This is a genomic window from Yoonia sp. SWMV100 (assembly GCF_056108365.1).
The window spans coordinates 331,942-356,699 of record NZ_JBWBAQ010000002.1 but is presented as its reverse complement, the minus strand read 5'-3'; the positions used below and the strand labels follow the sequence as shown (position 1 = coordinate 356,699).

The 24,758-nt window shown below is 56.3% G+C and carries 22 protein-coding genes; 10 read left to right on the top strand and 12 right to left on the bottom strand.

The window, feature by feature from the left end:
- Position 1 precedes the first annotated feature (1 nt).
- The 3 genes from ACXJGX_RS01830 to ACXJGX_RS01820 are packed head-to-tail and all read right to left on the bottom strand — an operon-like array spanning position 2 to position 3,323.
- On the bottom strand, positions 2-2,095 hold the full coding sequence (locus ACXJGX_RS01830; protein WP_474778430.1) for a PqiB family protein: 2,094 nt from the start codon (positions 2,093-2,095) through the stop codon (positions 2-4).
- 2 nt (positions 2,096-2,097) lie between these two features.
- Positions 2,098-2,697: a paraquat-inducible protein A gene (locus tag ACXJGX_RS01825; protein WP_474778429.1), complete on the bottom strand. Its 600-nt coding sequence runs from the start codon at positions 2,695-2,697 to the stop codon at positions 2,098-2,100.
- A complete protein-coding gene (locus ACXJGX_RS01820) occupies positions 2,694-3,323 on the bottom strand; it encodes a paraquat-inducible protein A (RefSeq protein ID WP_474778428.1) in 630 nt (209 codons plus the stop codon). The genes ACXJGX_RS01825 and ACXJGX_RS01820 overlap by 4 nt, the downstream gene beginning before the upstream one ends.
- A gap of 122 nt (positions 3,324-3,445) precedes the next feature.
- Here ACXJGX_RS01820 and ACXJGX_RS01815 point away from each other — a divergent pair, with 122 nt between their 5' ends.
- The 3 genes from ACXJGX_RS01815 to ACXJGX_RS01805 are packed head-to-tail and all read left to right on the top strand — an operon-like array spanning position 3,446 to position 5,987.
- Positions 3,446-4,132 (top strand): fumarylacetoacetate hydrolase family protein, encoded by a 687-nt coding sequence (locus ACXJGX_RS01815; RefSeq protein WP_474778427.1) that lies wholly within the window; start codon positions 3,446-3,448, stop codon positions 4,130-4,132.
- Positions 4,129-4,677, top strand: coding sequence for a TRAP transporter small permease (locus tag ACXJGX_RS01810; protein WP_474778426.1), 549 nt, complete (start codon positions 4,129-4,131; stop codon positions 4,675-4,677). Before ACXJGX_RS01815 ends, ACXJGX_RS01810 begins: the two co-directional genes overlap by 4 nt.
- A complete protein-coding gene (locus ACXJGX_RS01805) occupies positions 4,671-5,987 on the top strand; it encodes a TRAP transporter large permease (RefSeq protein ID WP_474778425.1) in 1,317 nt (438 codons plus the stop codon). Before ACXJGX_RS01810 ends, ACXJGX_RS01805 begins: the two co-directional genes overlap by 7 nt.
- Here the strand turns inward: ACXJGX_RS01805 and ACXJGX_RS01800 are convergent.
- Positions 5,980-7,611 carry an alpha-D-glucose phosphate-specific phosphoglucomutase gene (locus ACXJGX_RS01800; protein ID WP_474778424.1) on the bottom strand — a complete coding sequence of 544 codons (1,632 nt, stop codon included), beginning with the start codon at positions 7,609-7,611 and terminating at the stop codon, positions 5,980-5,982. The two genes, ACXJGX_RS01805 and ACXJGX_RS01800, sit on opposite strands and share 8 nt — an antisense overlap.
- Positions 7,612-7,619: 8 nt before the next feature.
- Positions 7,620-8,267: a nucleoside/nucleotide kinase family protein gene (locus ACXJGX_RS01795; protein WP_474778423.1), complete on the bottom strand. Its 648-nt coding sequence runs from the start codon at positions 8,265-8,267 to the stop codon at positions 7,620-7,622.
- A 185-nt stretch (positions 8,268-8,452) separates the two neighbouring features.
- On the opposite strand from ACXJGX_RS01795, the gene ACXJGX_RS01790 reads away from it, so the two are divergent.
- Entirely contained in the window at positions 8,453-9,307 is an 855-nt protein-coding gene (locus ACXJGX_RS01790) for a YihY/virulence factor BrkB family protein (RefSeq protein WP_474778422.1), read from the top strand.
- A 1-nt stretch (position 9,308) separates the two neighbouring features.
- Here the strand turns inward: ACXJGX_RS01790 and kynU are convergent, their stop codons facing one another.
- Together kynU and ACXJGX_RS01780 are read right to left on the bottom strand one after the other, a co-directional pair.
- Positions 9,309-10,502, bottom strand: a complete 1,194-nt coding sequence (kynU, locus tag ACXJGX_RS01785) for a kynureninase (RefSeq protein WP_474778421.1) — start codon at positions 10,500-10,502, stop codon at positions 9,309-9,311.
- Positions 10,499-10,846, bottom strand: a complete 348-nt coding sequence (locus ACXJGX_RS01780; RefSeq protein WP_474778420.1) for a DUF1304 domain-containing protein — start codon at positions 10,844-10,846, stop codon at positions 10,499-10,501. Before ACXJGX_RS01780 ends, kynU begins: the two co-directional genes overlap by 4 nt.
- A 180-nt stretch (positions 10,847-11,026) precedes the next feature.
- On the opposite strand from ACXJGX_RS01780, the gene ACXJGX_RS01775 reads away from it, so the two are divergent.
- The 3 genes from ACXJGX_RS01775 to ACXJGX_RS01765 all read left to right on the top strand — a co-directional run bounded on the left by ACXJGX_RS01775 (position 11,027) and on the right by ACXJGX_RS01765 (position 14,597).
- On the top strand, positions 11,027-11,476 hold the full coding sequence (locus tag ACXJGX_RS01775) for a methyltransferase family protein (protein ID WP_474778419.1): 450 nt from the start codon (positions 11,027-11,029) through the stop codon (positions 11,474-11,476).
- A gap of 104 nt (positions 11,477-11,580) precedes the next feature.
- Entirely contained in the window at positions 11,581-13,155 is a 1,575-nt protein-coding gene (locus tag ACXJGX_RS01770; protein ID WP_474778418.1) for a Re/Si-specific NAD(P)(+) transhydrogenase subunit alpha, read from the top strand.
- A gap of 14 nt (positions 13,156-13,169) precedes the next feature.
- Positions 13,170-14,597, top strand: coding sequence for an NAD(P)(+) transhydrogenase (Re/Si-specific) subunit beta (locus ACXJGX_RS01765; protein ID WP_474778417.1), 1,428 nt, complete (start codon positions 13,170-13,172; stop codon positions 14,595-14,597).
- A 382-nt stretch (positions 14,598-14,979) separates the two neighbouring features.
- Here the strand turns inward: ACXJGX_RS01765 and ACXJGX_RS01760 are convergent, their stop codons facing one another.
- The 5 genes from ACXJGX_RS01760 to ACXJGX_RS01740 form a co-directional block, all read right to left on the bottom strand.
- A complete protein-coding gene (locus ACXJGX_RS01760; RefSeq protein WP_474778416.1) occupies positions 14,980-15,924 on the bottom strand; it encodes an ABC transporter permease in 945 nt (314 codons plus the stop codon).
- Complete coding sequence (locus ACXJGX_RS01755) at positions 15,917-16,924, bottom strand: ABC transporter permease (protein ID WP_474778415.1); 1,008 nt, start codon at positions 16,922-16,924, stop codon at positions 15,917-15,919. Before ACXJGX_RS01755 ends, ACXJGX_RS01760 begins: the two co-directional genes overlap by 8 nt.
- 102 nt (positions 16,925-17,026) lie before the next feature.
- The gene (locus tag ACXJGX_RS01750; RefSeq protein WP_474778414.1) at positions 17,027-18,757 is read right to left on the bottom strand and encodes a peptide ABC transporter substrate-binding protein; all 1,731 of its coding nucleotides are present in this window, start codon (positions 18,755-18,757) and stop codon (positions 17,027-17,029) included.
- A 47-nt stretch (positions 18,758-18,804) separates the two neighbouring features.
- Positions 18,805-19,809 (bottom strand): ABC transporter ATP-binding protein, encoded by a 1,005-nt coding sequence (locus ACXJGX_RS01745; protein ID WP_474779157.1) that lies wholly within the window; start codon positions 19,807-19,809, stop codon positions 18,805-18,807.
- Positions 19,802-20,806, bottom strand: a complete 1,005-nt coding sequence (locus ACXJGX_RS01740; RefSeq protein ID WP_474778413.1) for an ABC transporter ATP-binding protein — start codon at positions 20,804-20,806, stop codon at positions 19,802-19,804. The genes ACXJGX_RS01745 and ACXJGX_RS01740 overlap by 8 nt, the downstream gene beginning before the upstream one ends.
- A gap of 211 nt (positions 20,807-21,017) precedes the next feature.
- Between ACXJGX_RS01740 and argE the strand changes: the two genes are divergently transcribed.
- The 3 genes from argE to ACXJGX_RS01725 are packed head-to-tail and all read left to right on the top strand — an operon-like array spanning position 21,018 to position 24,730.
- Positions 21,018-22,178 carry an acetylornithine deacetylase gene (gene argE, locus ACXJGX_RS01735; RefSeq protein WP_474778412.1) on the top strand — a complete coding sequence of 387 codons (1,161 nt, stop codon included), beginning with the start codon at positions 21,018-21,020 and terminating at the stop codon, positions 22,176-22,178.
- Positions 22,175-23,521 (top strand): NAD(P)/FAD-dependent oxidoreductase, encoded by a 1,347-nt coding sequence (locus ACXJGX_RS01730; RefSeq protein ID WP_474778411.1) that lies wholly within the window; start codon positions 22,175-22,177, stop codon positions 23,519-23,521. Before argE ends, ACXJGX_RS01730 begins: the two co-directional genes overlap by 4 nt.
- A gap of 45 nt (positions 23,522-23,566) precedes the next feature.
- Positions 23,567-24,730, top strand: a complete 1,164-nt coding sequence (locus ACXJGX_RS01725; protein ID WP_474778410.1) for a M20 aminoacylase family protein — start codon at positions 23,567-23,569, stop codon at positions 24,728-24,730.
- The last annotated feature ends 28 nt before the right edge of the window (positions 24,731-24,758 follow it).

The following is a 24,758-nucleotide window of genomic DNA, read 5'->3' as shown; positions in this document are numbered from 1 at the left end:
GTTAGCGTCCTGTCAGCAAAGAGCTTGGGTTGCGTTGTATGGTGCGCGCGAGCGACGTTAACGCATCCGCAGCGGATTGAATGTCGCGTAATGTCGACAGCGTTTCGGCGTTAAAGCGTGACCGTTCGCCATAGCTTTCAATCACCGCTTGGGTTTGCGATACCAACCCATTCGCACGCGCCGATAGTTCCGGCAGTCCGGCAACGGCTTCTTCGATCGCGCGTGCCGCTTCGTTGGCTGATGCCAGCGCGGCATTGACGTTTTCAATGGCGCCACCTTCGCGGACCTCTGCCAAAAATATCCGCATTTCATCAAGCGCGCCACCCAAAGACCGCGGCAGGTCTTTGGTATCATCGCTTGCGATAAGTGCGTCAATCGACGCGAGCGTACTATTGACCGATACAACCAGTGCATCGAGTTCCAAGGCGTTGGCTTTTGCTGTCAGCGCTTCGATGTTTGCGGTGATTTCTGGTAGGTTGCGGGTCGCTTCTTCGATATTGTTTGCAGCCTGTGTGGCTGTCGTCACCGCAGAGTCGATATCTCCCACAAGGTCAAGTTCGGTAACGCGGCTCACAATTCCATTAAGCTCGTTAATCACGCCTCTGAGATCTTTTGGCACAGCTTGCACGTCTTGCGACGCGACAAGCGCACGGCTTTCATCAAGGAGCGCGACCAGCGATTGGGGTGCCGCGCGCGTGTTGTCATCATTGGCAAGACGTTCGATGCTATCCATCAGGTCGATCGCGCCGTTCATCAGCTCTTCGACGGGCAGCGCGTTAATGCGCGCAAGCACGCCTTCGGCGGTGGCTGCAACATCGGAAATATTCGATTCCGTGGTTGGGATGACAGGGTACGGACCCGTCGTCAGCGCCATAATGGCAGGGAGCGCATCATCGACCTGCACAAGTTCAACCATCAAGGTTCCGGACAGAATGTTACCCGTTACCATGCGGGCACGCAGTCCCCGACTTACAAAGTCCGATAGCAAAGCAGCGGCATCATCCGTCGTCGATCCTTCAGGCATACCCAATCGGACCGGTTCGATGGCCAGCACGGCTTGCAGTCGCACCTGCGCACTGTCACCTTCGCCCACGATGATCGCGTTGATGGCGTCCACAACGCCGACACGGATCCCCTGAAATCTGACTTCGGACCCGACGGTCAATCCGCTGACGGATTCTTCGAACAGCACAGCGACCTTAAGCGTTTCAGCGTCGGGATCTGAAAACAGGCTGTCGCGTGCGGTTTGCTCATCGTAGAAAATCGAAAAAATCTGACCGTCTTCGATCGGAGTGCCGCCGGATACGACAGTGTCGAACGCGATGCCCCCTTCGATGAGAGATGCAATGGAGTTCACATCAAGCGATACACCGCTCGCGCCAAAGGATAGCGAAAACCCTGACGTGTCCCAAAAACGCGTACTGCTGGTGATGCGTTTGTCATATGGGCTTTGGATAAATGCAGAGACGATGACTTCGGTGCCATCAAAGTTGAGTTCGGGTGCTTCGAGGTATCCAACCTCGAGGCCCTTGTGCAGGATCGGGGCGCCAGCAGACACAGAGCCGCCGTCCTTGGTACGCAGCACAATGCGTGTGCCGCGTTCGCCCGCGCGCGTCAAAATCGGCGTTTCCAGCCCGACAAAGTTATATTGGGCAACATCCGCATCGGAATCCCAGTTGCCTTCGATGTAGACACCCGACAGCACCGTATCGAGCCCGGTAATCCCGCGGACTGACACGTCTGGACGCACGACCCAAAACTGCGCATCATCGTCCAGATAGGGTGCGACGGTTTTATCGACGCGCGCGTGCACCAAAACGTCCCCTAAACCCGGTGCGAATTCGACGGTTTCAACTGTCCCGACTGTCACGTCACGGTATTTGATGACCGTTTCACCCGCGGTAACACCCGCGGCGTTTTCAAAGCTGATGGTGATCAGCGTCCCGCGATCTGTATAGCTTTGCCATGCGGCGCCCAGCGAAATCGCTAATGCCAAGATCGGAACCAGCCAAACAAGGGATAATCTTTGCAATACCGGACGTTTGACCGGACGTACATCAAGAGGGGCTGGACCCGTGGATTTTGTGTCAGTCATGATTACGTCCTGTCGGTGTCCCAAATCAAGCGCGAGTCAAAACTAAGCGCAGATAGCATTGTAAAGATGACCGATATCGCAAAGCTGACGGCAGCGATACCGGGATTAATTGTGGCAACTGTGTTGAGCTGGACCAGCGCCGATAAAATGGCCACCACAAACACGTCGATCATCGACCATCGACCGATAAACTCGACCAGTTCATAGGCCTTGTGGCGCCCGTGCGGATTGCTGATCGACCTGTTCTGCACGCTGAGGGCCAGATAGATAATGGCAAGAAACTTACCAATCGGGATAACGACCGACGCAAAGAAAACGATAAACGCAATGCCCCAAGATCCGTGATGTGCCAGATCAACGGCACCGCCAATGATCGTGCTTTCGCTATGTTCGACCAACGTGTTGGTCAAAAGCATCGGATAGATGTTGGCAGGAATATAGGCGATCATGCCCGCGATCAGCCATGCCCAGACCCGCTGGATGCTTTGCGTGTCGCGGCTTTGCAGACGTCCTTCGCAGCGCACACAGACGGGCGTCCCCTGCGGGTGGACCTGTCCGCAACGCTGACATGCAACCAAACCCGCCTCGCGGGCGGTGATCATGGTGTCGCGTGATCCAGTGCTTCCCAAATCGAATACCTACAAATCATCTGATCTTTTAGAACTGTGATGATCACAACCCCTGCAAATGCCCAAAACGCGGGTCCGATAGTCACCGCAGCAAGCCCAGCGACTTTTATCAATGCGACAGTTACACCGACAATGAAAATCTCGGCCATGCTCCATGGGCGCAACCGCTCTGCTAAGCCAAAAGCGCGGCGCGCACCAGTGTGAACAGGTTTGCCCCAGACCAACGGCCCCAGCGCATAGATCAGCGCTGCAAGGCGGATCATCGGGATGATGACAATGAAAAATGCCACCGCGACAGCGAGCGGAATTGCGTACCCCTTGTTAAAGGCAAGAATAGCATCAAGAACCGATGTCGCGTTATGAAGCCCTTTGGCGTCCAAGGTCAGGAATGGAAAACTGATTGCGGCCATAAGCATGATAAATGCGCTGAACGCGAGGCTAAGGACGCGCCCGATCGCGGCGGGTTGCGACGTCATCAGAACGGTGCCGCAGCGCTGGCAATAAGCCCGCGCACCATCGGGCAGATCCTGCGCAAGATGCAGTGTGTCGCACTGATGACAGGCGATTAAATCGTCAAGCGGTGGCAGTGTGCTGGACACGTTGTCTGCGATCCTGTGGTTCCGCCGGGGCTTGCCCCTTGGCCGTGGTGAAGCTATCCCGTCTGCGGTAACATAGGGTAGGGTGACCTACCAGACAACGCAACATAGCGAGAAAACTCAAATTGTCCCAGACCGTTTTTTCACCCCGCCCCGCGCCCGTTATTCCCATTGCAGGGCAACATGCATTTCCTGTGAACCGTATTTTCTGCGTTGGCCGAAACTATGCGGCCCATGCTGCGGAAATGGGGCACGATGTCGATCGCGAAGCGCCGTTCTACTTTAATAAATCGGCCCATGCGCTTTTGCTGTCTGGTAATGTCATGCCTTACCCCCCGCGCACAAACGATCTGCACCATGAAATGGAATTGGTCGTGGCGATCGGTGCAACCGCCCAGAATGTGGCCATGTCTGACGCGATGGACGTTGTTTTTGGCTACGCCTGCGGGCTGGATATGACGCGCCGTGATCTGCAAGCCGCCGCCAAAGACAAACGCCGCCCATGGGATACGGGCAAAGATTTCGAAAACGCAGCGATCATCGGGACGATCACACCAGTTGCCGATTTTGGACCGATTGGCGCGCAGGCGATCTGCTTGACCGTGAACGGCGAAACCCGGCAAGAGGCGACATTGGCCGACATGATCTGGTCTGTGCCCGAAATCATTGCTGACTTGTCGACACTGTATACGTTGCAGCCCGGTGATCTGATTATGACAGGCACGCCAGCGGGTGTCGGACCTGTTGTGGCTGGTGATACATTGCGCGGCACGATCGGTGACCTCGCGCCGGTCGAGACCACGATTGGGTGACCTTGTTGCATTTTTTCATCCGGATGCTGGCGCGGCTGATGGCGATCCTTGGCGGGCTGACGCTGTGTGCTGTGATCGCCGCAGTGTGTATCAGCGTTGCAGGCCGCGAGGTGGCTGACGCCGCCCATGCTGGCTACCTCGGTTCTGCGGGGCGGTGGCTTTTGGATCACGGACTTGGTCCGATTTTAGGTGATTTTGAATTGGTCGAGGCTGGCGTTGCATTTGCCATCTTCGCGTTTTTACCAATGACCCAGCTTTCTGGGGGGCATGCCCAGGTTGATATCTTCACGACACGTTTAAGCCCGACAACCCAGCGCCGGATCGATGCGTTTTGGAGCATTGCAATGTTATGCGCGACGTTGCTCATCACGTGGCGTTTGTTTGAAGCGTTGCAAGATAAATATCGCTATGGCGATACGACCTATCTGATTCAACTGCCAGTCTGGTGGTCCTATGCTGCCTGTTTCGGAGCCAGCGTGGTGGCAAGCATCGTCGGGTTTTACTGCGCCATCATGAAAACCTGGGGGCAAGATCAATCATGGTAAGCGATCTTACGCTTGGCTATCTTTCCTTTCCGGTTCTGCTGCTGTTGATTTTTTCGCGTGCGCCCATCGGGCTTGCAATGTTGATCTGCGGCATTGGCGGGCTTTATTTCGCTACCGACGGGACAACCGTTTTCATGGCGCGGCTCAAATCCGAAGTCTATTCGACGTTTTCAAATTATAACCTGTCGATTATTCCAATGTTCCTTTTGATGGGGCAATTTGCCACCCTTTCGGGTATGTCGCAGGCGCTGTTTCGCGCCGCGCAAAGCTGGCTGGGGCATCGTAAGGGCGGTATGGCAATGGCTGCGGTCGGGGCCTGTGCAGGGTTTGGCGCGATCTGTGGATCATCTTTGGCGACAGCTGCCACAATGAGCAGGGTAGCCCTGCCAGAGTTGCGCAAATTCGGGTATTCCGGTGGGTTTTCGACAGCTACCTTGGCGGCGGGCGGGACGCTTGGCATCTTGATCCCGCCCTCGGTCATTCTGGTGATCTATGCGATGCTGACAGACCAGAATATCGCAAAGCTGTTTGCCGCGGCGGTCCTTCCGGGGATTTTGGCCGCCATCGGATATATGGTCACCATCGCAATTTATGTCCGAATGCACCCTGACGAGGCTGGCACGCATCCTTGCATGCCTTACCGCGCGCGGTTCAAAGCGGTGATTGCTGTATGGCCCGTTATCGGCATTTTCGGATTAGTGGTTGGTGGCATCTACAACGGCTGGTTCACCCCGACAGAGGGCGCAGCGGTCGGGGCGGCAGGGACCGGCATCGTTGCCTTGATGTCGGGCAGTTTGAATTGGGGCACATTTCGTGACAGTATGGTTCAAACCGCCACCAGCACCGGACTGATCTTTTTTATCGTGTTGGGCGCCGCGTTTTATAACGGCTTTCTCGCGTTGACGCATGTGCCGCAGGAATTGTCGATGTGGGTGACGGGCCAAGGGTTCAGTCCTTGGGTTATCATGATTGTAATCTTGATGTTCTATCTGATCTTAGGTTGCGTGATGGACAGCCTGTCGATGATACTTTTGACGGTTCCGATCATCTGGCCGGTCATCAGCGGATTGGAATTTGGATTAACCACCGAAGAGCTCGCGATCTGGTTCGGCATAATCGTATTGATTGTGGTCGAAGTCGGGTTGATTACGCCGCCCGTGGGGATGAACCTGTTTATCATCAACAGCATGGACAAGCAGACCCCCATCACCGCGACCTATCGCGCGGTGATGTTTTTCGTGGCATCTGACATCGTCAGGGTCGCAATATTGCTGGCCTTTCCAGTGATTACGTTGGTGGCAATCAGGTAATGACGTCAGGGGCGTCGCGCCGTGTGCGGATTTTGATCTGCCCGAGGTCCTGTGCAGCACGAATAACCTCGGCTAGCGCATGCTCTGGTGCCTCGTGCAGCCGATGTGGATCGGTTTCCAACCTTTCCAGATAGACCCGCAATGTCGCACCTTGGGTGCCTGTCCCTGACAGCCGATAGACAACACGTGCGCCACCCGAAAACATGACCCGGATACCCTGGCCGTTGGTTACACTGTCATCGACTGGATCACGATACGAAAATTCGTCAGCGTTGGTGACCGTCATATCGCCCACATGATGACCGGGCAGCGATGAAAGCTGGCCACGCAGGTGGTCCATCAGCGCATGCGCGGCGTCGCTGTCCACATCTTCATAATCATGGCGCGAATAGTAGTTGCGCCCGTATGTTTGCCAATGCGTATCCATGAGCGCAGCGACGGATTGCCCGGTTTTGGCAATGATGTTCAACCACATCAAAACCGCCCAAAGCCCGTCTTTTTCGCGCACATGGTCTGATCCTGTCCCCGCACTTTCTTCGCCACAAAGGTTGACTTTGCCCGCATCAAGCAGGGTGCCAAAAAACTTCCAACCGGTTGGTGTTTCAAAACAAGGGATACCTTTCGCGCGTGCAACCCTGTCCACTGCGCCAGAGGTGGGCATCGATCGCGCAACACCCGTCAAACCTGCCTTGTACCCTTTGGCAAGATGCGCTTGCGCCGCGATCAGAGCAAGACTGTCCGACGGGGTCACATAGGCACCGCGCCCGACGATCATGTTACGGTCGCCGTCTCCGTCGCTCGCTGCACCAAAATCGGGTGCATCCGGCCCCGTCATGATCGCCATCAATTCATGCGCCCAGATCGGGTTCGGGTCAGGGTGGCCGCCGCCAAAGTCCGCAGAGGGGACACCATTGATGATGGTGCCTTTTGGCGCACCAAGGATGTCTTGCAATATCTTGGTGGCATAGGGGCCGGTGACCGCGTGCATCGCATCAAACTTCATGCGAAACCCGCGCGAAAACAGCGCGCGGATTGCGTCAAAATCAAAAAGTTCACCCATAAGATCGGCATAATCGGCAACCGGATCAACCACGGATACTTTCATCGCACCAAGCATGCTGTCGCCTATCTGCGACAGATCCACATCATGCGCGTCCAGAATCCTGTATTCGGTCAAACTTGAGGTCTGCGCGAAAATTGCATCGGTGACGGCCTCGGTGGCAGGGCCACCGTTCGCCATATTGAACTTAAGCCCGAAATCCGCATCAATGCCGCCGGGGTTATGGCTGGCAGACAGAATAAACCCGCCATCAGTGCCGTGCGTGCGGATCATGTGTGATGCGGCGGGGGTGGATAGAATTCCGCTCTGGCCCACGATCACATGTGCCGCACCATTGGCCGCCGCCATGCGCAGAATGACTTGGATGGCGCGTTCGTTGAAATAGCGACCGTCGCCCCCAACGACAAAGGTCTTATCCGCTGCGCCCCCGATCCCGTTCAAAATTGACTGGACGTAGTTTTCTAGAAAATGCGGCCCCATGAAAAGGCGCGTTTTCTTGCGAAGCCCCGATGTTCCCGCCTTTTGACCATCAATGGGTTGTGTCGAAATTGTATGTGTATTCATTTTGTTACCTATTTCAGCGCGCCCGGCACGGGTTGCCCATCAAAAATAAAATCGCATGGCAGCGCGCGATCGGTCACGCGCTGCGCGTTTGGAACATCATTGCCTTCAGCCCTGCGTGTCGCGACCGCGCGCGAATAGCTAAGGCTGAGCCAGCGGTGGATAAGGCGCGCGCGCAGTTCTGTCATCGGGACTTCGAGCCGCGCAGATACATCCCAAAGCGGCGCGAGCGCTGTCCATGGGGCCTCGTCAAACATCAGATAATTGCCTTCGACGATCACAAACTGAACGTCAGCGGGGACAACGATTGCGCCTGCGACCGCAATATCGCGGGTGCGGTCAAAGATCGGGGCGTATACTTCTTCGCCCGTTTTCAATGCTTGAACGAGCCGGATGAACCCGCCCGCATCAAATGTCTCTGGTGCGCCTTTGCGCTGCCCCAGTCCTTTGGTTTCAAGCACGGCGTTGTCCAGATGAAAGCCATCCATCGGGACCACCACTGATTTGTGCCGCTGCGCGTTCAATCGGCGCGCCAGTTCGATTGCCAGTGTCGTTTTGCCCGATGCAGGCGCACCCGTGATCGCAACCAACTGGCGCCCGTTGGTTTTATCAAGCAGGTGTTCGGCAAGCGTGTTGATATGAAGTGTCAGCGTATCCAATGGTTTACCTGCCTGTGTCCCGGGCTTTGACCCGTTTTATCCAAGCCTAGACCGAGACGCATCATGTTGCGACAGGTTTTTCGCTTTCGGGCGACCTTACGCGTAACAACGCCCATCTGGCGTGGTCATTGCGCGCACGATGTCTTAGGCTATAGGCGATAGTGATCGATAAATGGATGTTTTTAATGCTGAGACGGGCCTGGCGCATTTTTCTGGAAGTTTGGGAAATAGCCGGCGAAAAGCATTTAGGGCTGGTTGCCGCGGGTGTCGCATTTTTCGGGATATTCGGAATTTTTCCCGGGATTGCGGCGATCATCGCGATTTTCGGTCTATTGGCGGACCCCGTGGTGATTTCCGAGCAGCTTGTCTTATTGGATGAAATCATACCGCCTGACGCGTACCGTCTTTTGTCGACGCAGATTAACCGGCTGGTTTTGGCGCCGCCTGATACATTGGGTTGGGCAACGGTTGTGTCGATTACCATCGCGCTGTGGTCGTGCCGCGCCGGGGTGGGGGGGCTGATCGGCGGGTTGAACGCCATTGCCGGGCAACGTCAGCGCCACGGCGTGATGCAGGTTTTGATTGCCTTTGCTTTGACGATTGCATTGGTCGCGCTTGCGATCGTGGCATTGTTTCTGGTGGTGATCCTGCCCATCGTGCTTGCGTTTTTCCCGGTCGCTGCGTCAACGGCGTGGCTGGTCGAAGGTGCGCGCTGGCTGATCGCGCTTGGCGTGTTGTTGGTGGGGCTTAGTCTGCTTTATCGTTTTGGCCCGGCCCGGATCGGTGGGCGTGGGCGCTGGTTGACTGTGGGCGCGTTCGCGGCCGTGGTCGTGTGGGTCATCGCGTCTGCGGCGTTGTCCTATTACCTGACCAACTTTGGTAGCTACAACGAGGTATACGGATCAATCGGTGCCGTGATCGGTTTGCTGCTGTGGCTGTATGTCAGTGCGTATCTTATTTTGCTAGGGGCCGCGCTGAACGTCGCTGTGCATGGCTATGATGTGCCCCCATCACTGGGAAACACATCGTATATTCAATAAACTAGGTGACGGCGGCACGTGTCTGGAATGCGGGTGTATCCCAAAGCTGACGTTGCATGACGTCTGCGACAATTTCCAAGGCCCGGTCGATGTCTTGGCTATCAATGAACAGTGGCGTGATGCCAAACCGCATGATGTCAGGCGCGCGAAAGTCACCAATCAGACCTTGGGCAATGCAGGCCTGCATCGCGGCATATCCGTGTTCAAACTGAAACGACACCTGGCTTCCGCGTTGCATGGGGTCGCGCGGGCTGGCGAGTGTCAGCATCGGGCAGGCGGCTTCGACCCCCGCGATGAATTGTTCGCTCAGCGCGATTGATGCGGCACGCACAGCGGCCATATCGACCCGATCCCAGATATCAAGCGCGGCTGACAGTGCGGCCATTTGCAACACAGGTGGCGTACCCACACGCATCCGTTCGATGCCGCTGCCGGGACGGTAATCCAGATCAAACGCAAAGGGGCTTTCATGGCCAAGCCAGCCGGATAACGCCGGTTGGCAACTGTCGATGTGGCGCGGAGCAATATAGATAAACGCGGGCGCGCCCGGCCCCCCGTTCAGGTATTTATAGGTGCAGCCGACGGCAAAGTCGGCGTTGCAGCCTTTTAAATCAACAGGTAATGCGCCTGCGGTATGCGCCAGATCCCAGACCGTGATCGCGCCAACGTCATGGGCTTGTGTCGTCAGTGCGGCCATGTCGTGCAGCCGCCCGGTGCGATAGTCGACTTGTGTCAGCATCACGACGGCAACCTCGTCGGTTATTGCCGCTGCGACGTCCTCGGGCGCAACAATGCGCAGTTGCAAACCCCGATCCAGCGCTTTGATCAGACCTTCGGCCATGTAGATATCAGACGGAAAGTTGCCGCTGTCGGTCAAAATCACTTTGCGGTCCGGGACAAGGTCAAGCGCGGCGGCAAGGGCCTGATAGACCTTGATCGACAGGGTGTCGCCTAAAACAACATGGCCGGACGCCGCGCCGATCAGCCGCCCGATGCGATCGCCCAAGGCGCGCGGTTGCTGCATCCATCCCGCACGGTTCCAGCCGGTAATCAGCATTTCGCCCCATTCATCGATGACTGTCTGCGCCACGCGCGCTGCTGCGGCTTTCGGTCGCGGCCCAAGAGAGTTACCGTCGAGATAAACCAGACCATCGGGCAAATGGAACTGTGCTTTGGTGTCATGAAAATTCGTCATATCCCCACCCATAACGCCAAGAGCGCCAGTGTGGCTGGGATGGCTTGAAAGTAAAATGCGCTTTTTACGCCCGTCGCAAAACCAACAGCACCTGCCACCACCACGCACGCCAGACTGAAAACAGTCAGTGTGATGTTTTCCATCGCCAGCCCGATCAAAACGCCCGCTGCCAGAAAGCCGTTATACAGACCTTGATTAAAGGCCATGACCTTGGATGCGGTCGCAAATTCCTGGGTGGTGCGAAAGACGCGATGCCCGCGTGGTGTGTCCCAAAACACCATTTCCAAGACCATGATATAGACATGTATCATCGCAACAAGCAGCGCTAGCAGAGTGTAAAGCATCCGTATTCCTTTTCCCGTCGGGGCTGTTCGCACATGATCGCAATGTAGGGCGAGTTTGGCGACCCACACCAGTCCCTTTGCACGGCATTGCGGCGGTATTTGCGGATGTTTCCGGTATGCGCCGGGCGGTCCGAGTATATGTGATGGACAACCATAGCCCCCCGGGGCAGTGTTTGAACCATGAGATGGATCGATATACCCCCCGTTTGGCTTGGACTGGCGTTGGCATGCGCATGGGCGATTGCACGCGTGCAACCGGTGTCACTGCATATCGACGGGCCGTTTACGGATCTTTTAGGCGGGCTGCTGGTGGGGGCAGGGGTTGTTCTGATGGTGCTCGCATTTGCCGAGCTTCGTAAAAAACGAACGACTGTGATCCCGCACCGCGCGGCGACGCATCTTGTCACCACGGGGATATTTTCGCGCAGCCGCAACCCTATTTATCTGGGCGATGCGCTGGTTCTGGCGGGGTTTGCGTTGCGCTGGGGCGCGCCTGTCGCGCTTTTGCTGGTGCCGCTTTTTATCGCAACCATTTCCCAGCGATTCATTATCCCGGAGGAAGACAGGTTGCGCAGAAAATTTCACGCTGACTTTGCAAGATATTGTCAGAAAACACGCAGATGGGTGTGACTGTTAGCGTATGACATAAGAAAAACAGGGGTTTACTAGTTGTAACATGCGGGTTCGCCTTATAACAAATTGACGACTGCTGACTGATAAATGGGGGATTGTCTGTGAAAATCGGCTCACCGAAAGAAACGTTTGAAGGCGAGAACAGGGTCGCGATGACCCCGGCCTCGGCCAAAGATTTACAAAAACTTGGCTATGATTGCATCATCGAAACCGGGGCCGGTCTGGCCGCAGGTTTTTCTGATCAGACCTACATTGATGCGGGCGTCGAGGTTGTGAAAACCGGCGCCGCGCTATTTGAAACGGCCGACATCGTCGCCAAAGTACGCCCGCCTTCAGACGCAGAAGTGAACCTCCTGCGCGAAGGTCAGACGCTGATTTCATTCTTCTACCCTGCGCAAAACGCGGCGTTGATGGACGCAGCAAATGCCAAGGGCGCGACCGTTATTGCGATGGACATGGTTCCACGCATCAGTCGCGCGCAAAAAATGGATGCGCTTTCGTCAATGGCGAATATTGCTGGCTATCGGGCCGTGATCGAGGCCGGCAATAACTTTGGCCGTTTCTTTACAGGGCAAATTACTGCTGCGGGCAAAGTTCCGCCTGCAAAGGTTCTTGTTGTTGGTGCAGGTGTTGCTGGTTTGGCCGCGATCGGAACAGCAACCAGCCTTGGCGCGATCACCTATGCTTTTGATGTGCGCCCCGAAGTCGCAGAGCAAGTGGAATCAATGGGCGCGCAGTTCGTCTTCCTTGATTTCAAGCAAGAACAACAAGACGGCGCGGCGACAGGCGGTTATGCCGCTGTGTCCAGCCCAGAATTCGCGGCGGCGCAGTTGGCCAGGTTCCGTGAAATTGCGCCTGAAATGGACATAGTGATCACCACCGCGCTGATCCCTGGGCGCGACGCGCCCGAGTTGTGGACCAAAGATATGGTCGACAGCATGAAACCGGGGTCGGTGATCATCGACCTCGCGGCAGAGCGTGGCGGCAACTGTAAACTGACTGTCATGGACGAAAAGATCGTGACAGAAAACGGCGTCACCATCATAGGCTATACGGACTTTCCAAGCCGGATGGCGGCGCAGGCTTCCACGTTGTACGCGACAAATATTCGTCACATGATGACCGACCTGACACCCGCCAAAGACGGCGTACCTGCGCACAACATGGACGACGACGTCATTCGCGGTGCGACCGTCACCCACGCAGGCGCGGTGACTTTCCCGCCACCCAAACCCAAAATCGCGGCCATCGCGGCCGCGCCCCGCAAAGAAGCGCCCAAAGCCCTGACCGCCGAGGAAAAGCGCGCCAAAGAAACCGCAGATTTCAAGGCGCAGACCCGCAATCAGGTCACGCTGCTGGCTGTGGGTGCTGCTGTTTTGCTGGGCATCGGGCTTGTGGCCCCGGCCAGCTTTATGCAGCACTTTATTGTCTTTGTTTTGTCGGTGTTCATCGGGTTCCAAGTGATCTGGAATGTATCGCATTCGCTGCACACGCCGCTGATGGCTGTGACCAACGCGATTTCGTCGATCATCATCTTGGGTGCGCTGATGCAAATTGGTTCAGGGTCGTTCCTTGTGATTATTTTGGCGGCGCTTGCAGTCTTTATGACGGGGATCAACATCTTTGGTGGTTTCCTCGTGACACGGCGCATGCTTGCCATGTTCCAAAAGTCTTAAGGGAGTAGGAAAAAATGAGTTTAGGATTTACAACAGCGGCCTACGTCGTCGCAGCGGTCCTTTTTATCCTCTCGCTTGGGGGGCTTTCGGGGCAAGAAAGTGCAAAACGCGCGGTGTGGTATGGTATTGCGGGCATGGGTCTTGCGGTGTCGGCGACGCTGATGGGGCCGGGTAGCGGGCTTTGGCTTTTGTCGCTGATCTTGATCGCGGCGGGCGGCGCCATCGGCTATGTTTTGGCCACCAAGGTCCAGATGACCCAAATGCCGGAACTGGTTGCGGCGATGCACAGCCTTGTCGGGTTGGCAGCGGTGTTTGTCGGTTTTGTCGCGCATTTTGAAATTGGGAACGTCATGAGCGGTGCGCATGGCGATGATTTGGGCACATTCGGGGCGTTGATTGCGCACAAATCTGCGGTTGAAATCAATATCCTGCGGGTCGAGCTGTTTTTGGGTGTGTTTATCGGCGCGGTCACGTTTACAGGTTCGGTCATTGCCTATGGCAAATTGGCGGGACGGGTAAATTCCAAAGCGACAAAACTGCCGGGTGGGCACATGTTAAATGCTGCTGCCGCAGCGATTTCGGTCGTTGCTTTGATCTGGTATTTCAACACCGGTGGGTTCTTGCCGCTGTTCGTGATGACCTTGGCCGCGCTGTTTATCGGGTATCACCTGATCATGGGGATCGGCGGCGCGGATATGCCAGTCGTGGTGTCCATGCTGAACAGCTATTCCGGCTGGGCTGCTGCCGCGATTGGTTTCTCGCTTGGAAATGACCTGTTGATCGTGGTCGGCGCATTGGTCGGATCGTCTGGCGCGATCTTGTCCTATATCATGTGTAAGGCGATGAACCGCAGCTTTGTAAGCGTGATCCTGGGCGGCTTTGGTGGCACCAAAGGCCCGCAGATGGCGGTTGAAGGCGAGCAGATTGCCATCGACGTGGATGGCGTCGCCACAGCCTTGAACGAAGCTGACAGCATTATCATCATTCCGGGCTACGGGATGGCTGTTGCGCAGGCGCAGTCTTCGGTTGCGGAATTGACCCGCAAGCTGCGTGCGCAGGGCAAGAACGTGCGTTTTGCGATCCACCCCGTTGCAGGGCGTTTGCCGGGGCACATGAACGTGTTGCTGGCAGAAGCCAAGGTGCCTTACGATATCGTCATGGAAATGGACGAAATCAACGAAGACTTCCCAACCACGGACGTCGCCATTGTCATCGGTTCCAACGACATCGTGAACCCCGCAGCACAGGACGATCCAAACAGCCCGATTGCAGGGATGCCGGTTCTTGAGTGTTGGAAAGCTAAGCAAGTGTTCGTGTCCAAACGCGGTCAGGGCACCGGGTATTCCGGCATTGAAAACCCGCTTTTCTTTAAGGAAAACACGCGGATGTTCTATGGTGATGCCAAGGCATCTTTGGACGCGCTACTGCCCAAAATCGACTAAACGACCTGTGATCCAAGTCAGGAACAAAATTGCCCCGCCGATAGATCCGGCGGGGCAATTTTATTTTGCGCAAGGCAGACTGCCCCGCTGTTACAGCGATAATTAATGGGCGATCGCCAAAAAGCGATCACGCACACTGCGCTGTGTGATCAATCACGCCATTCGTATCGTGATAATGTTACTGTTTTCCCGACGGTATACAGCGATGCATCATTTAGACTGATGGTCGCGGCCTACGTTTGCAGGACCGATTTCGCGGTGTTTCCCGTTGAACCGTCGTCGGGCACAGATGTTCCCCAAATCGACCACAAGCGCATGGTGATGGATGATGGGCCGACCATCATGGGCGGCTACCGTTACACGTTGGTCCCGCTGACAGCCATCAATGCCCACGAATACGTGGATCCAGCGCATCACGCAGTCCGTCACCAATATAGTTCACAGCGAGCACCGTCAGTGAAATCGCCAGTCCGGGCCAAATGACCCGTTCCGGAAAGGCGGTCATGCGGTCGACGCTATCGAACAGGATTTTACCCCAAGTGGGAAAATCTGATGGAAAGCCAAGGCCAAGAAACGACAGCGCGCTTTCGGTGATGATTGCAGTAGCAAGACCGAGCGTGGCAGAAACCATGATCGGCGACAGAACGTTCGGCAACAGGTGCCGTGTGATCATGCGGCGGGCAGGGGTGCCGATTGACCGCGCGGCCAGCACGAATTCACGTTCCTTGAGCGCCATAACATCGCCGCGCACAATCCGCGCGGTTTGCATCCAAGATGTAATCCCAATGCCGGCCACAATCAGGATGAAAATTCCGCTTTCGGGTCCAAAGGTTGCACGCAGCGGATCACGAAACAGCAGCATCATCACCAGAAGCAGCGGCAAAAGCGGAAGCGCCAGCACCAGATCGGTAAATCGCATCAGCAGACCGTCCAGCCGTTTGAAATATCCAGCAACGACACCAACAAACGTCCCGATCACGACCGACAACACCATCGCCGTCCACCCCACGGCCAACGACACCCGTCCACCTTGCATGATATTGGCCATAATATCGCGACCAAGGTTATCCGTCCCCATCGGGCGCGCCCAACTGACCTTTGCGTTCCCATCAAACAGCAACATATATATCGGCCGCACATCCTTGTTACGGATATCGAGCTTGCCGGGATCAATGTTCCAGATGACCGGCCCGACCGTCACAAACAAGGTGATGAAAATCAAAAACGCCAGACCCGCGACCGCGCCTTTATGGGTTTTGAACTGGTCCCAAACGTCCCACCACTGGTTGCGTGGTTTGACCACAGTTGTCACAGTTGTATCAGTCATAGCGGATCCTCGGGTCAAGAATGCCGTAGAGAACATCGGCGATCAGGTTCATCATGACGATCAAAACCGCCAACAAGAAGGTGATGGTCATCACCATCGGAATGTCGTTCCCTTGCAGTGCGATAATCAAGAGCTGCCCCAAACCGTTCACTTTGAAAATTTGCTCGGTGATGATGGCGCCGCCAAAGATCGCCGGGATCCCCAGTGCGATCACGGTAATGACAGGGATCATCGAATTGCGCAGGACATGTTTGAGGACGACAACGCTTTCGGACATGCCTTTGGCGCGTGCGGTGCGTACGTAGTCTTGGCCAAGATTATCGAGCATCGAGGCGCGCATATAGCGGCTGACCTGTGCCGTTGTCTGCAGTGCCAGCACCATGACCGGCATCACCATTTGACGCAGTTGGAACAGGAAGCTGTCCCAATCGTTGACAACATGCGTGGTGTCATAGATCGACGGCAACCATTTGAGCTGGACAGAAAAAATGACAATCAGCAGAACACCCGAAAAGAACGGAGGGACCGAAAATCCGATCATCGACACAAACGTGCCCGCCTGATCGAAAACGGAATATTGGCGATAGGCGCTGATGATCCCGATGGGCAGCGCGATCAGCACACCGACGACATAAGACATTCCAACCACCCATAAGGTCTGGGGCAGACGCTGCGCAATAGTTTCAAAAACCGGGCTGCGCGACTGGAAACTGATAATACGCTGGGCGCCATCGGCAAAGTTGGTCCCAAAGGTGCCGTCGATCCAATATTGCGGTTCAACGATAAAGAACTGTTTCAGCCAGAGCGGAAAGCGCACGTACCAAGGTTCACCCAACCCCAGCGCAAGGCGCATCTTTTCTTTGACCTCGGGGGGGATCGTCAGCGGCATCTGCGCCATCGGATCACCGGGGGCGAGTTCAAGCAGCATGAAAATCACAAAAGCGATGAACAAAAGCGTCGGAATCGAGATGAGCAATCTGCGAATGGTATAGATCAGCACGGGCAACGCCTTTGGTCAGAGCTTTGAAGGGAAGGCGGGGCAAATCAATCGCCCCGCCAAATCGTTTCCACAGGGTGGGATTATACCCGCCCTATGCAAGTGTTAGCGGTTGTCGCCGACGCGGTACCAGTCGGCTGCGTTCCACAGTTCGCTGTCCCATGTGTTCAGCGCGACACCACCGAGCGAGTTTGCATGTGCAGACACGCGACCACGGTCAACCAGTGGCAGGATCGTCATCGTGTCTTTGGTCAGCATGTCGTTCAGCGCGATTGCCAACCGGCTCCGCTCTGCCTGATCGGCTGTTGCGCTCAGTTCGGCAACCAGTGCGTCATAGGCTGGATCACAGAAACGGTTGATGTTTTCACCCTGCCACTGCGTCTCGGGGCGTGGTGCCTTGTCACATGTGTACTGCGCCAAATAGGCTTGCGGGTCGGTCCCATCAAAGTTGTTCGCGTACATTTCAACGTCTGCATAGAAACGCTGGAATGTGTCAGGCGAACCTGGATCACCGCCGAAGAAGACCGAAGAATCGATGTTGCGCAGTTCGGTTTCAACACCGATTTCGCCCCACCATTCTTTGATCAGCGCCTGGAAATCCTGACGCACTGCGTTGGTCGAAGATTGGAACATTACACGCAGTTCTACACCGTCTTTTTCACGGATGCCGTCGCCGTTGCTGTCAACCCAGCCCGCGCCGTCAAGAAGCGATTTCGCGCCTTCGATATCTTGGACCAGGCAGCCTGTGTTTTCTGTGGATGCGTAAATCTCGGGACCGGGAACAAGGTTACAGGTTGGACGCCCTGCCTGACCGTAGCCAACCTCGACCAGCAGATCGCGATCAATCGCCATGGACAAGGCGCGACGCACGGCTTCGTCGCTCAGGAATGGATGCGGCGCAGCAGCGGTCGAACGCACGCCTTCTTCCAGCGATGGGGACGGGTCGGTCATGTTAATTTCAATACGCTCAACCAGCGTACCAAACGCAGATACAGGTGTACCAACGCCTGCTTCAGCCATGGATGCGATCACATCAGGTGCCAGTTGCAGGTTCCAGGCGTAATCGAATTCGCCGGTTTCAAGAACCGCGCGCCCTGCTGCCGTCGCGTCGCCGCCACCTTTGAACGTCACGGTCGCAAATGCTGGCTTTGCCGGGTCACGGTAGTTTTCGTTCGCAACCAGTTGGATCACGTCGTTTGTGCGGAAATCAGTGACCACAAAGGGGCCGGTCCCAATCGGGCTAAAGTTCGCATCAGTACATTCTGGTGCTTTCGCGCCCAGACAGTCTGCAAACTGTGCGGCTTGAATGATCGGGGACTGACCGCCCATAAACGGCTGGTATGGGTTTGGCTGTGGACCAGCAAAGGTTACTTTGACCGTCAGGTCATCGATGGCTTCGACGGAATCGACACCTTCGAATTTGGAAAGCTGCGCGCAGCCACCTTCGGGGTCCATGCAGTATTGTGCGGTGAACAAAACGTCAGCAGACGTCACGGGGGTTCCGTCAGACCACAGCAGCCCATCCTTGAGCTTCCAAGTGATTGATGTCAGGTCTTCGGACACGCCGCCATTTGCGACGGTTGGAATTTCTGCGGCCAGATAAGGCACCATTGCGCCGGTTGTGTCATACCGCGCGAGCGGCTCGATCACGAGGCTTGCCGCTTCGATGTCTTTCGTCCCACCTGACAGGTAGGGGTTCATGATCGAAGGCGCTTGCCAATAGATGATGTTAAGCTGACCATCGCGGCCGCGTTCGCCTTCATGCGCTTCGGCGAATGCCATCGGCGCCAGCGAAACAGTCGCAACAGCGCTCAGCAGAGCTGTCTTGAGTTTCATGTTTTCTTCTCCTTGTTGATGCTCTTTTTAACCTCGGGCCCCGCCGTTTAGCCGGCAGTGGTGGTATCATTATACAGATGACATGCGGTAAACCGTCCAGGCGCGACCTCGCGGTAGTCGGGTTCGATTGTTTTGCAGATATCCATCACCGACGGGCAGCGCGTACAAAAGTTGCACCCCTTGGGTGGGTTCGCGGGGGACGGCACATCACCTTGCAGGATGATGCGTTCGGTTTTGGTCGCAAGGCTGGGATCAGGTTCCGGAACCGCCGACAAAAGCGCCTTGGTATAGGGGTGCAAGGGTTCACGAAACAGCGCCTCGCGCGGGGCGAGTTCGACGATTTTGCCTAAATACATCACCGCAACGCGGGTTGCGATGTGGCGCACCATCGACAGGTCATGACTGATAAACAGATAGGTCAGACCGAACTGTTCTTGCAAATCTTCCAGCAAGTTCACCACTTGTGCCTGAATAGAGACATCCAAGGCGGCAATCGGTTCGTCGCAAACGATAAATTTCGGGTTTAACGCCAGTGCGCGGGCGATGCCGATACGCTGGCGTTGCCCGCCTGAAAACGCCTGCGGATAGCGTTTCGCGAATTGGCGATTCAGCCCGACAGCATCCATCAGCTCGCCCACTTTTGCGCGCTTTTCTGCTTCGGACATGTTGGTATGTTCGTCCAGGGGTTCCTTGATAATGGCCTCGACTGTCATCCGCGGATTGAGCGAGGCTTGCGGATCCTGGAACACCATCTGCATGGCGGGCCGCATGGTGCGCAGCTTGCGTTGCGATGTGGTCCCGATCTCGCGGCCGTCAATCGAAATCGACCCCGATGTAATATCGTAAAGCCGCAGTACCGCGCGCCCGCATGTGGATTTGCCACATCCGGATTCACCGACGAGACCAAGGGTTTCACCTTCCATCACGTCGAAACTGACGCCGTCGACCGCTTTCACTTCGCCGACGCGCAGACGCAACAAGCCGGCGTGGATCGGAAAATGCATTTTCAGGTCGCGGACACTGACCAACGGCTTTGCAGGTGTATCAAGCATTGCGAGGGGCTCCGGTCCGGGCATCATAAAAACAAGCGGCGTCATGGCCCCCACCCAGATCGTAGCGGGGCGGGTTTTCTGCGGCGCATCGATCAAACGCCACATCGCAGCGATCGCGGAACGGGCACGACTTTGGTGCCGCCATCATGATGGGCGGCTGCCCTTCGATGACGGTCAGGCGGGGCGCGCGTTCACCGTGAATCTTCGGAATCGTTTTGAGCAAGGCACGCGTATAGGGGTGCTGTGGATCACGAAACAGGTCCTGAACAGGGGCGTGCTCGACCACCTGGCCACCATACATGACCATGACCCGGTCGGCGATGCCGGCAATCACGCCAAGGTCGTGGGTGATCCAGATCACGGCCATACCAAGCTTGCTGCGCAGATCCTTCATCAGTTCAAGGATTTGCGCCTGAATCGTCACATCCAGTGCCGTGGTCGGTTCGTCTGCGATCAACACTTGCGGGTCGCACGCCAATGCGATGGCGATCATCACCCGCTGCCGCATTCCACCCGAAAACTGGTGCGGATAGTCATCCAAGCGGCGCTTTGCGTCCGGGATGCCGACCAGTTCCAACAATTCCTGGGCGCGCGCTTTGGCCTGTGCTTTTGACAGGCCCATATGTTTGCGCAGGGGCTCCATGATTTGCAGACCCACCGTAAACACAGGGTTCAGCGACGTCATCGGGTCTTGGAACACGAAACCGATCTTGCCACCGCGTACGGCGCGCAGTGTCTCGGCATCAACGTGCAGCAAATCCTTGTTGTCAAACATCACTGACCCGGCCCGCACGTCGGCGGGCGGTGATGGTAACAGTCCCAAAAGGGACATCATCGTTACGGATTTACCCGATCCGCTCTCGCCTACAACACCCAGCAATTCGCCAGGGCGCAGCGAAAAGCTGACGTCGTTCACGGCGTGGACTTCGCCGGATCGGGTTTTGAAAACAGTTTTGAGGTCCCGGACATCCAGAACAGGCAAAGCCCCATCGGGCATATAGAACCTCCCACTTGGTTCAGATTATTATTTAGCACTTGTACTAATTATTAAGCAGTGCGCATTTTTACCAAACGGTAACATTTATTTTAGCCGCCGCAAGCCGTTTCCGGTTTGCACCTGCCTGTCAGGCGCGCAAGACTGAAGTTGCCACGTGTTTGAACAGGTGCACGAACAAGTGGCGGATAATGCAGCACAAGAAGGATAACACATGACCCTCAGCGCGCGGGCTTTAATGGATCGTTTGGTTGCGTTTCCGACGGTTAGCCGGGACAGCAATCTTGAACTGATTGATTTTGTACAACAATATCTGGAAGATCAGGGTGTGTCATCGGTGCGTGTCCCCAATCATGATGGCACCAAAGCCGCCTTGTATGCGCATGTCGGCCCGCAGGTTGATGGTGGCGTGGTGCTGTCGGGGCATACGGATGTGGTGCCGGTAGATGGTCAGAATTGGGACAGCGACCCGTTCACGGTGACCGAACGTCAGGGGCGGCTATTTGGCCGCGGAACCTGCGATATGAAAGGGTTCGATGCGCTTGCGATTTGGGCGATAACACGTGCGGCACGCCTTGAAATTAAGCGACCGCTGCAAATTGCACTGAGCTATGACGAAGAGATCGGCTGTACCGGTGCGCCGCCGATGATTGATCACATGGTCAGCATGGGAATGCCGCGCGGTGACACCGTGATCGTGGGCGAACCGTCGATGATGAAAGTCGTGACCGGCCATAAAGGTGGCATGGGCTACAAGATGCACTTTCATGGGTTCGAAGTGCATTCTTCGCTGCTTCATACGGGTGTCAGTGCCATCATGATGGCCGCAAAGTTGATCGAGTGGGCGAATCAAATCAATGCTGAAAACGCCGCAAAAGCACCGTCTGTGGTCGACGCAGAATTTGTGCCACCTTACACGACATTACATGTCGGCATGATTTCCGGTGGAACCGCCCATAACATCACGGCGAAGGACTGCTATTTTGACGTGACCTTTCGGGTGGTGCCGGGCGAAAGCATCAGCGCGTGGCGTGATCTGTTTCTTGCGCAGGTTGCAACGCTGGATGCGGCGATGAAAACCTTACATCCGGATGCCGGGATTTCATACGAACAGTTTTTTGAACTGCCCGGCCTTGCACCTGAAAAGGACGGCTCCGCCGAGGCGTTGGCGCGTCAACTCACCGGCGCAAATGCCAGCAGCGTGGTTAGTTACGGCACAGAAGCTGGGCATTTTCAGGCCCGAGGCTATTCCGCGGTTGTTTGTGGCCCCGGCGATATTGCACAGGCGCATCAGCCCAACGAATACATCACAGTTGATCAATTCCAGCAGGGCGAAGCCTTTATGCGCGCCCTTATCGAAAGCCTGACCAAGTGACTCCATTCCCCATTGCTATCGAAAATCGGGTCACATACCCCGAACCCCCGCCCAAGCAGGCGGATGTTGTGGTGATTGGGGGCGGTATCATCGGCGTTATGTCGGGGTGGGAACTGGCCAAGCGCGGTCAAAAGGTCGTGGTGCTGGAAAAAGGCAGAATCGCCGCCGAACAATCCTCGCGTAATTGGGGATGGATCCGGGCGCAGGGGCGCGATGCTGCCGAAGTTCCGATTCTGTTAGAATCGGTTGCGATGTGGCGCGAGATGGCAGCCACCCTCGGTGAGGATATCGGGCTACGCCAAGGCGGCGTCAGTTATCTTGCCGCAACGCCAGCAAAGCTGGCCCGCTATGAAAACTGGCTGCCAACGGCCAAGGCGCACGGGCTTGATACGCGTATTCTGGGACGCGAAGAGACAGCAAAACTGTTTTCCGGTGCGGCTGTTGATTGGGCAGGCGCCCTTTGGACGTCCAGTGATTTGCGGGCCGAACCCTGGACAGCCGTTCCCGCGATTGCACGCGCGGCGGCACGCGACGGTGTGATTTTTGTCGAAGGCTGTGCAGCGCGGATGATCGACACCACCGCCGGGCGCGTTTCTGGCGTCATCACCGAGGCCGGACCGATTGTCACCTCTGCCGTCGTGGTTGCGGGCGGTGCGTGGTCGTCGCTGCTGTTGCGCCGGCACGGCATTGCTATTCCGCAGTTGTCGGTACGCGCAACCGTTGCTGCCACGGGCGTATTGGCCAATGTACATGACGGCGCGGCCGTGGACGACAGGCTGGCCTTTCGGCGGCGGCTGGATGGCGGCTATACCCTTGCCGCGTCGGGATTTCACGAGCTATTCGTCGGTCCTGACGCCTTTCGCGCGTTTGGCCGATTTGCCCCACAGTTGATGCAAGATCCGCTAGGCACGCGTCTGTTGCCGGTGCCACCAAAAGGCTACCCCGATGCATGGACGACGGCGCGGCGTTGGTCCGCAGATACTGTCAGCCCGTTCGAAAAAATGCGTGTGTTGAATCCGGCGCCGAACAAGGGAAAGGTTGCAAAAATGGCCAAATCTTTTGCAGATACCTATCCGCAGCTTGGCAAAATTACGATCAAAACAGCGTGGGCGGGGATGATCGATACCATGCCTGATGTGGTTCCCGTCGTTGATCATGCTGCGCAGATGCCGGGGCTGACCATTGCCACGGGCATGTGCGGTCACGGGTTTGGCATCGGTCCCGGCTTTGGTCGCATTGTTGCCCAGCTTGTCACCGGCGAAACACCCAATCATGATATCAGCCGGTTCCGGTTGTCCCGCTTCTCGGATGGGTCCAAGCTGGTGCTTGGTCCAAACCTTTGACCCCGTCGTGACCCAAGGTCGCGCAACCTTTCATGGAGATACCAAATGCCCGTCAAAAATCGCTTTGCTGAATTGCTGCCAGAAATCACCGCATGGCGACGTGATTTGCATGAAAACCCCGAAATCCTATTTGAAACACACCGCACCGCTGCGGTTGTCGCCGAGAAACTAGCGGCATTTGGTTGTGATGAAATCGTCACCGGCATCGGACGCACCGGCGTTGTGGGTGTGATAAAGGGAAAAACAGATACCTCGGGCAAGGTGATTGGCTTGCGTGCCGATATGGATGCACTGCCGATACATGAACAGACCGGGCTGGCGTATAAGTCAAAAACGGATGGTGCGATGCATGCCTGCGGCCACGATGGGCATACCGCAATGCTGCTGGGGGCCGCGCAATACCTGGCCGAGACCCGTAACTTTGACGGGACCGTGGTTGTCATTTTCCAGCCCGCCGAAGAGGGCGGCGGCGGTGGTCGCGAAATGTGTGAAGACGGCATGATGGACCGTTGGAACATTCAAGAAGTCTACGGGATGCACAATTGGCCCGGCAAACCTGTCGGAAGCTTCGCGATCCGTCCGGGCGCGTTTTTCGCGGCCACGGATCAATTCGAAATCACGGTCGAGGGATTGGGCGGGCATGCGGCAAAGCCGCATCAAACGGTCGATTCGATTGTGATTGCGGCGCACCTCGTGACCGCGCTGCAGACCATTGCCAGCCGCAATGCGGACCCTGTCGATCAGGTGGTCGTGTCGGTCACGTCGATCGAATCGTCATCCAAGGCGTTCAATGTGATCGCACAACGCGTCCATTTGAAAGGCACGGTGCGCACCATGTCGAAAGAGATGCGCGACAAGGCCGAAACGCGCCTGAATGCGATCAGCGCTGGCATTGGTGCGACATTTGGTGCCGAAGCACGCGTCACCTATCACCGCGGCTATCCGTGCATGGTAAACCATGAGGAACAGACCGCATTTGCCGCAGACGTCGCCACAGCGGTGTCGGGCGCATGTGAGGATGCCCCGTTGGTGATGGGCGGCGAGGATTTTGCCTATATGCTCGAAGAACGCCCCGGCGCCTATATTCTGGTGGGCAACGGCGATTCAGCCGACGTGCATAATCCGCACTACAATTTTAATGATGATGCGATTCCAGCCGGGTGCAGTTGGTGGGCCGAGATTGTCGAAAAGCGGATGCCTGCTGCGTAAATCAAATGGGTGGGCATCCCCCACCTAT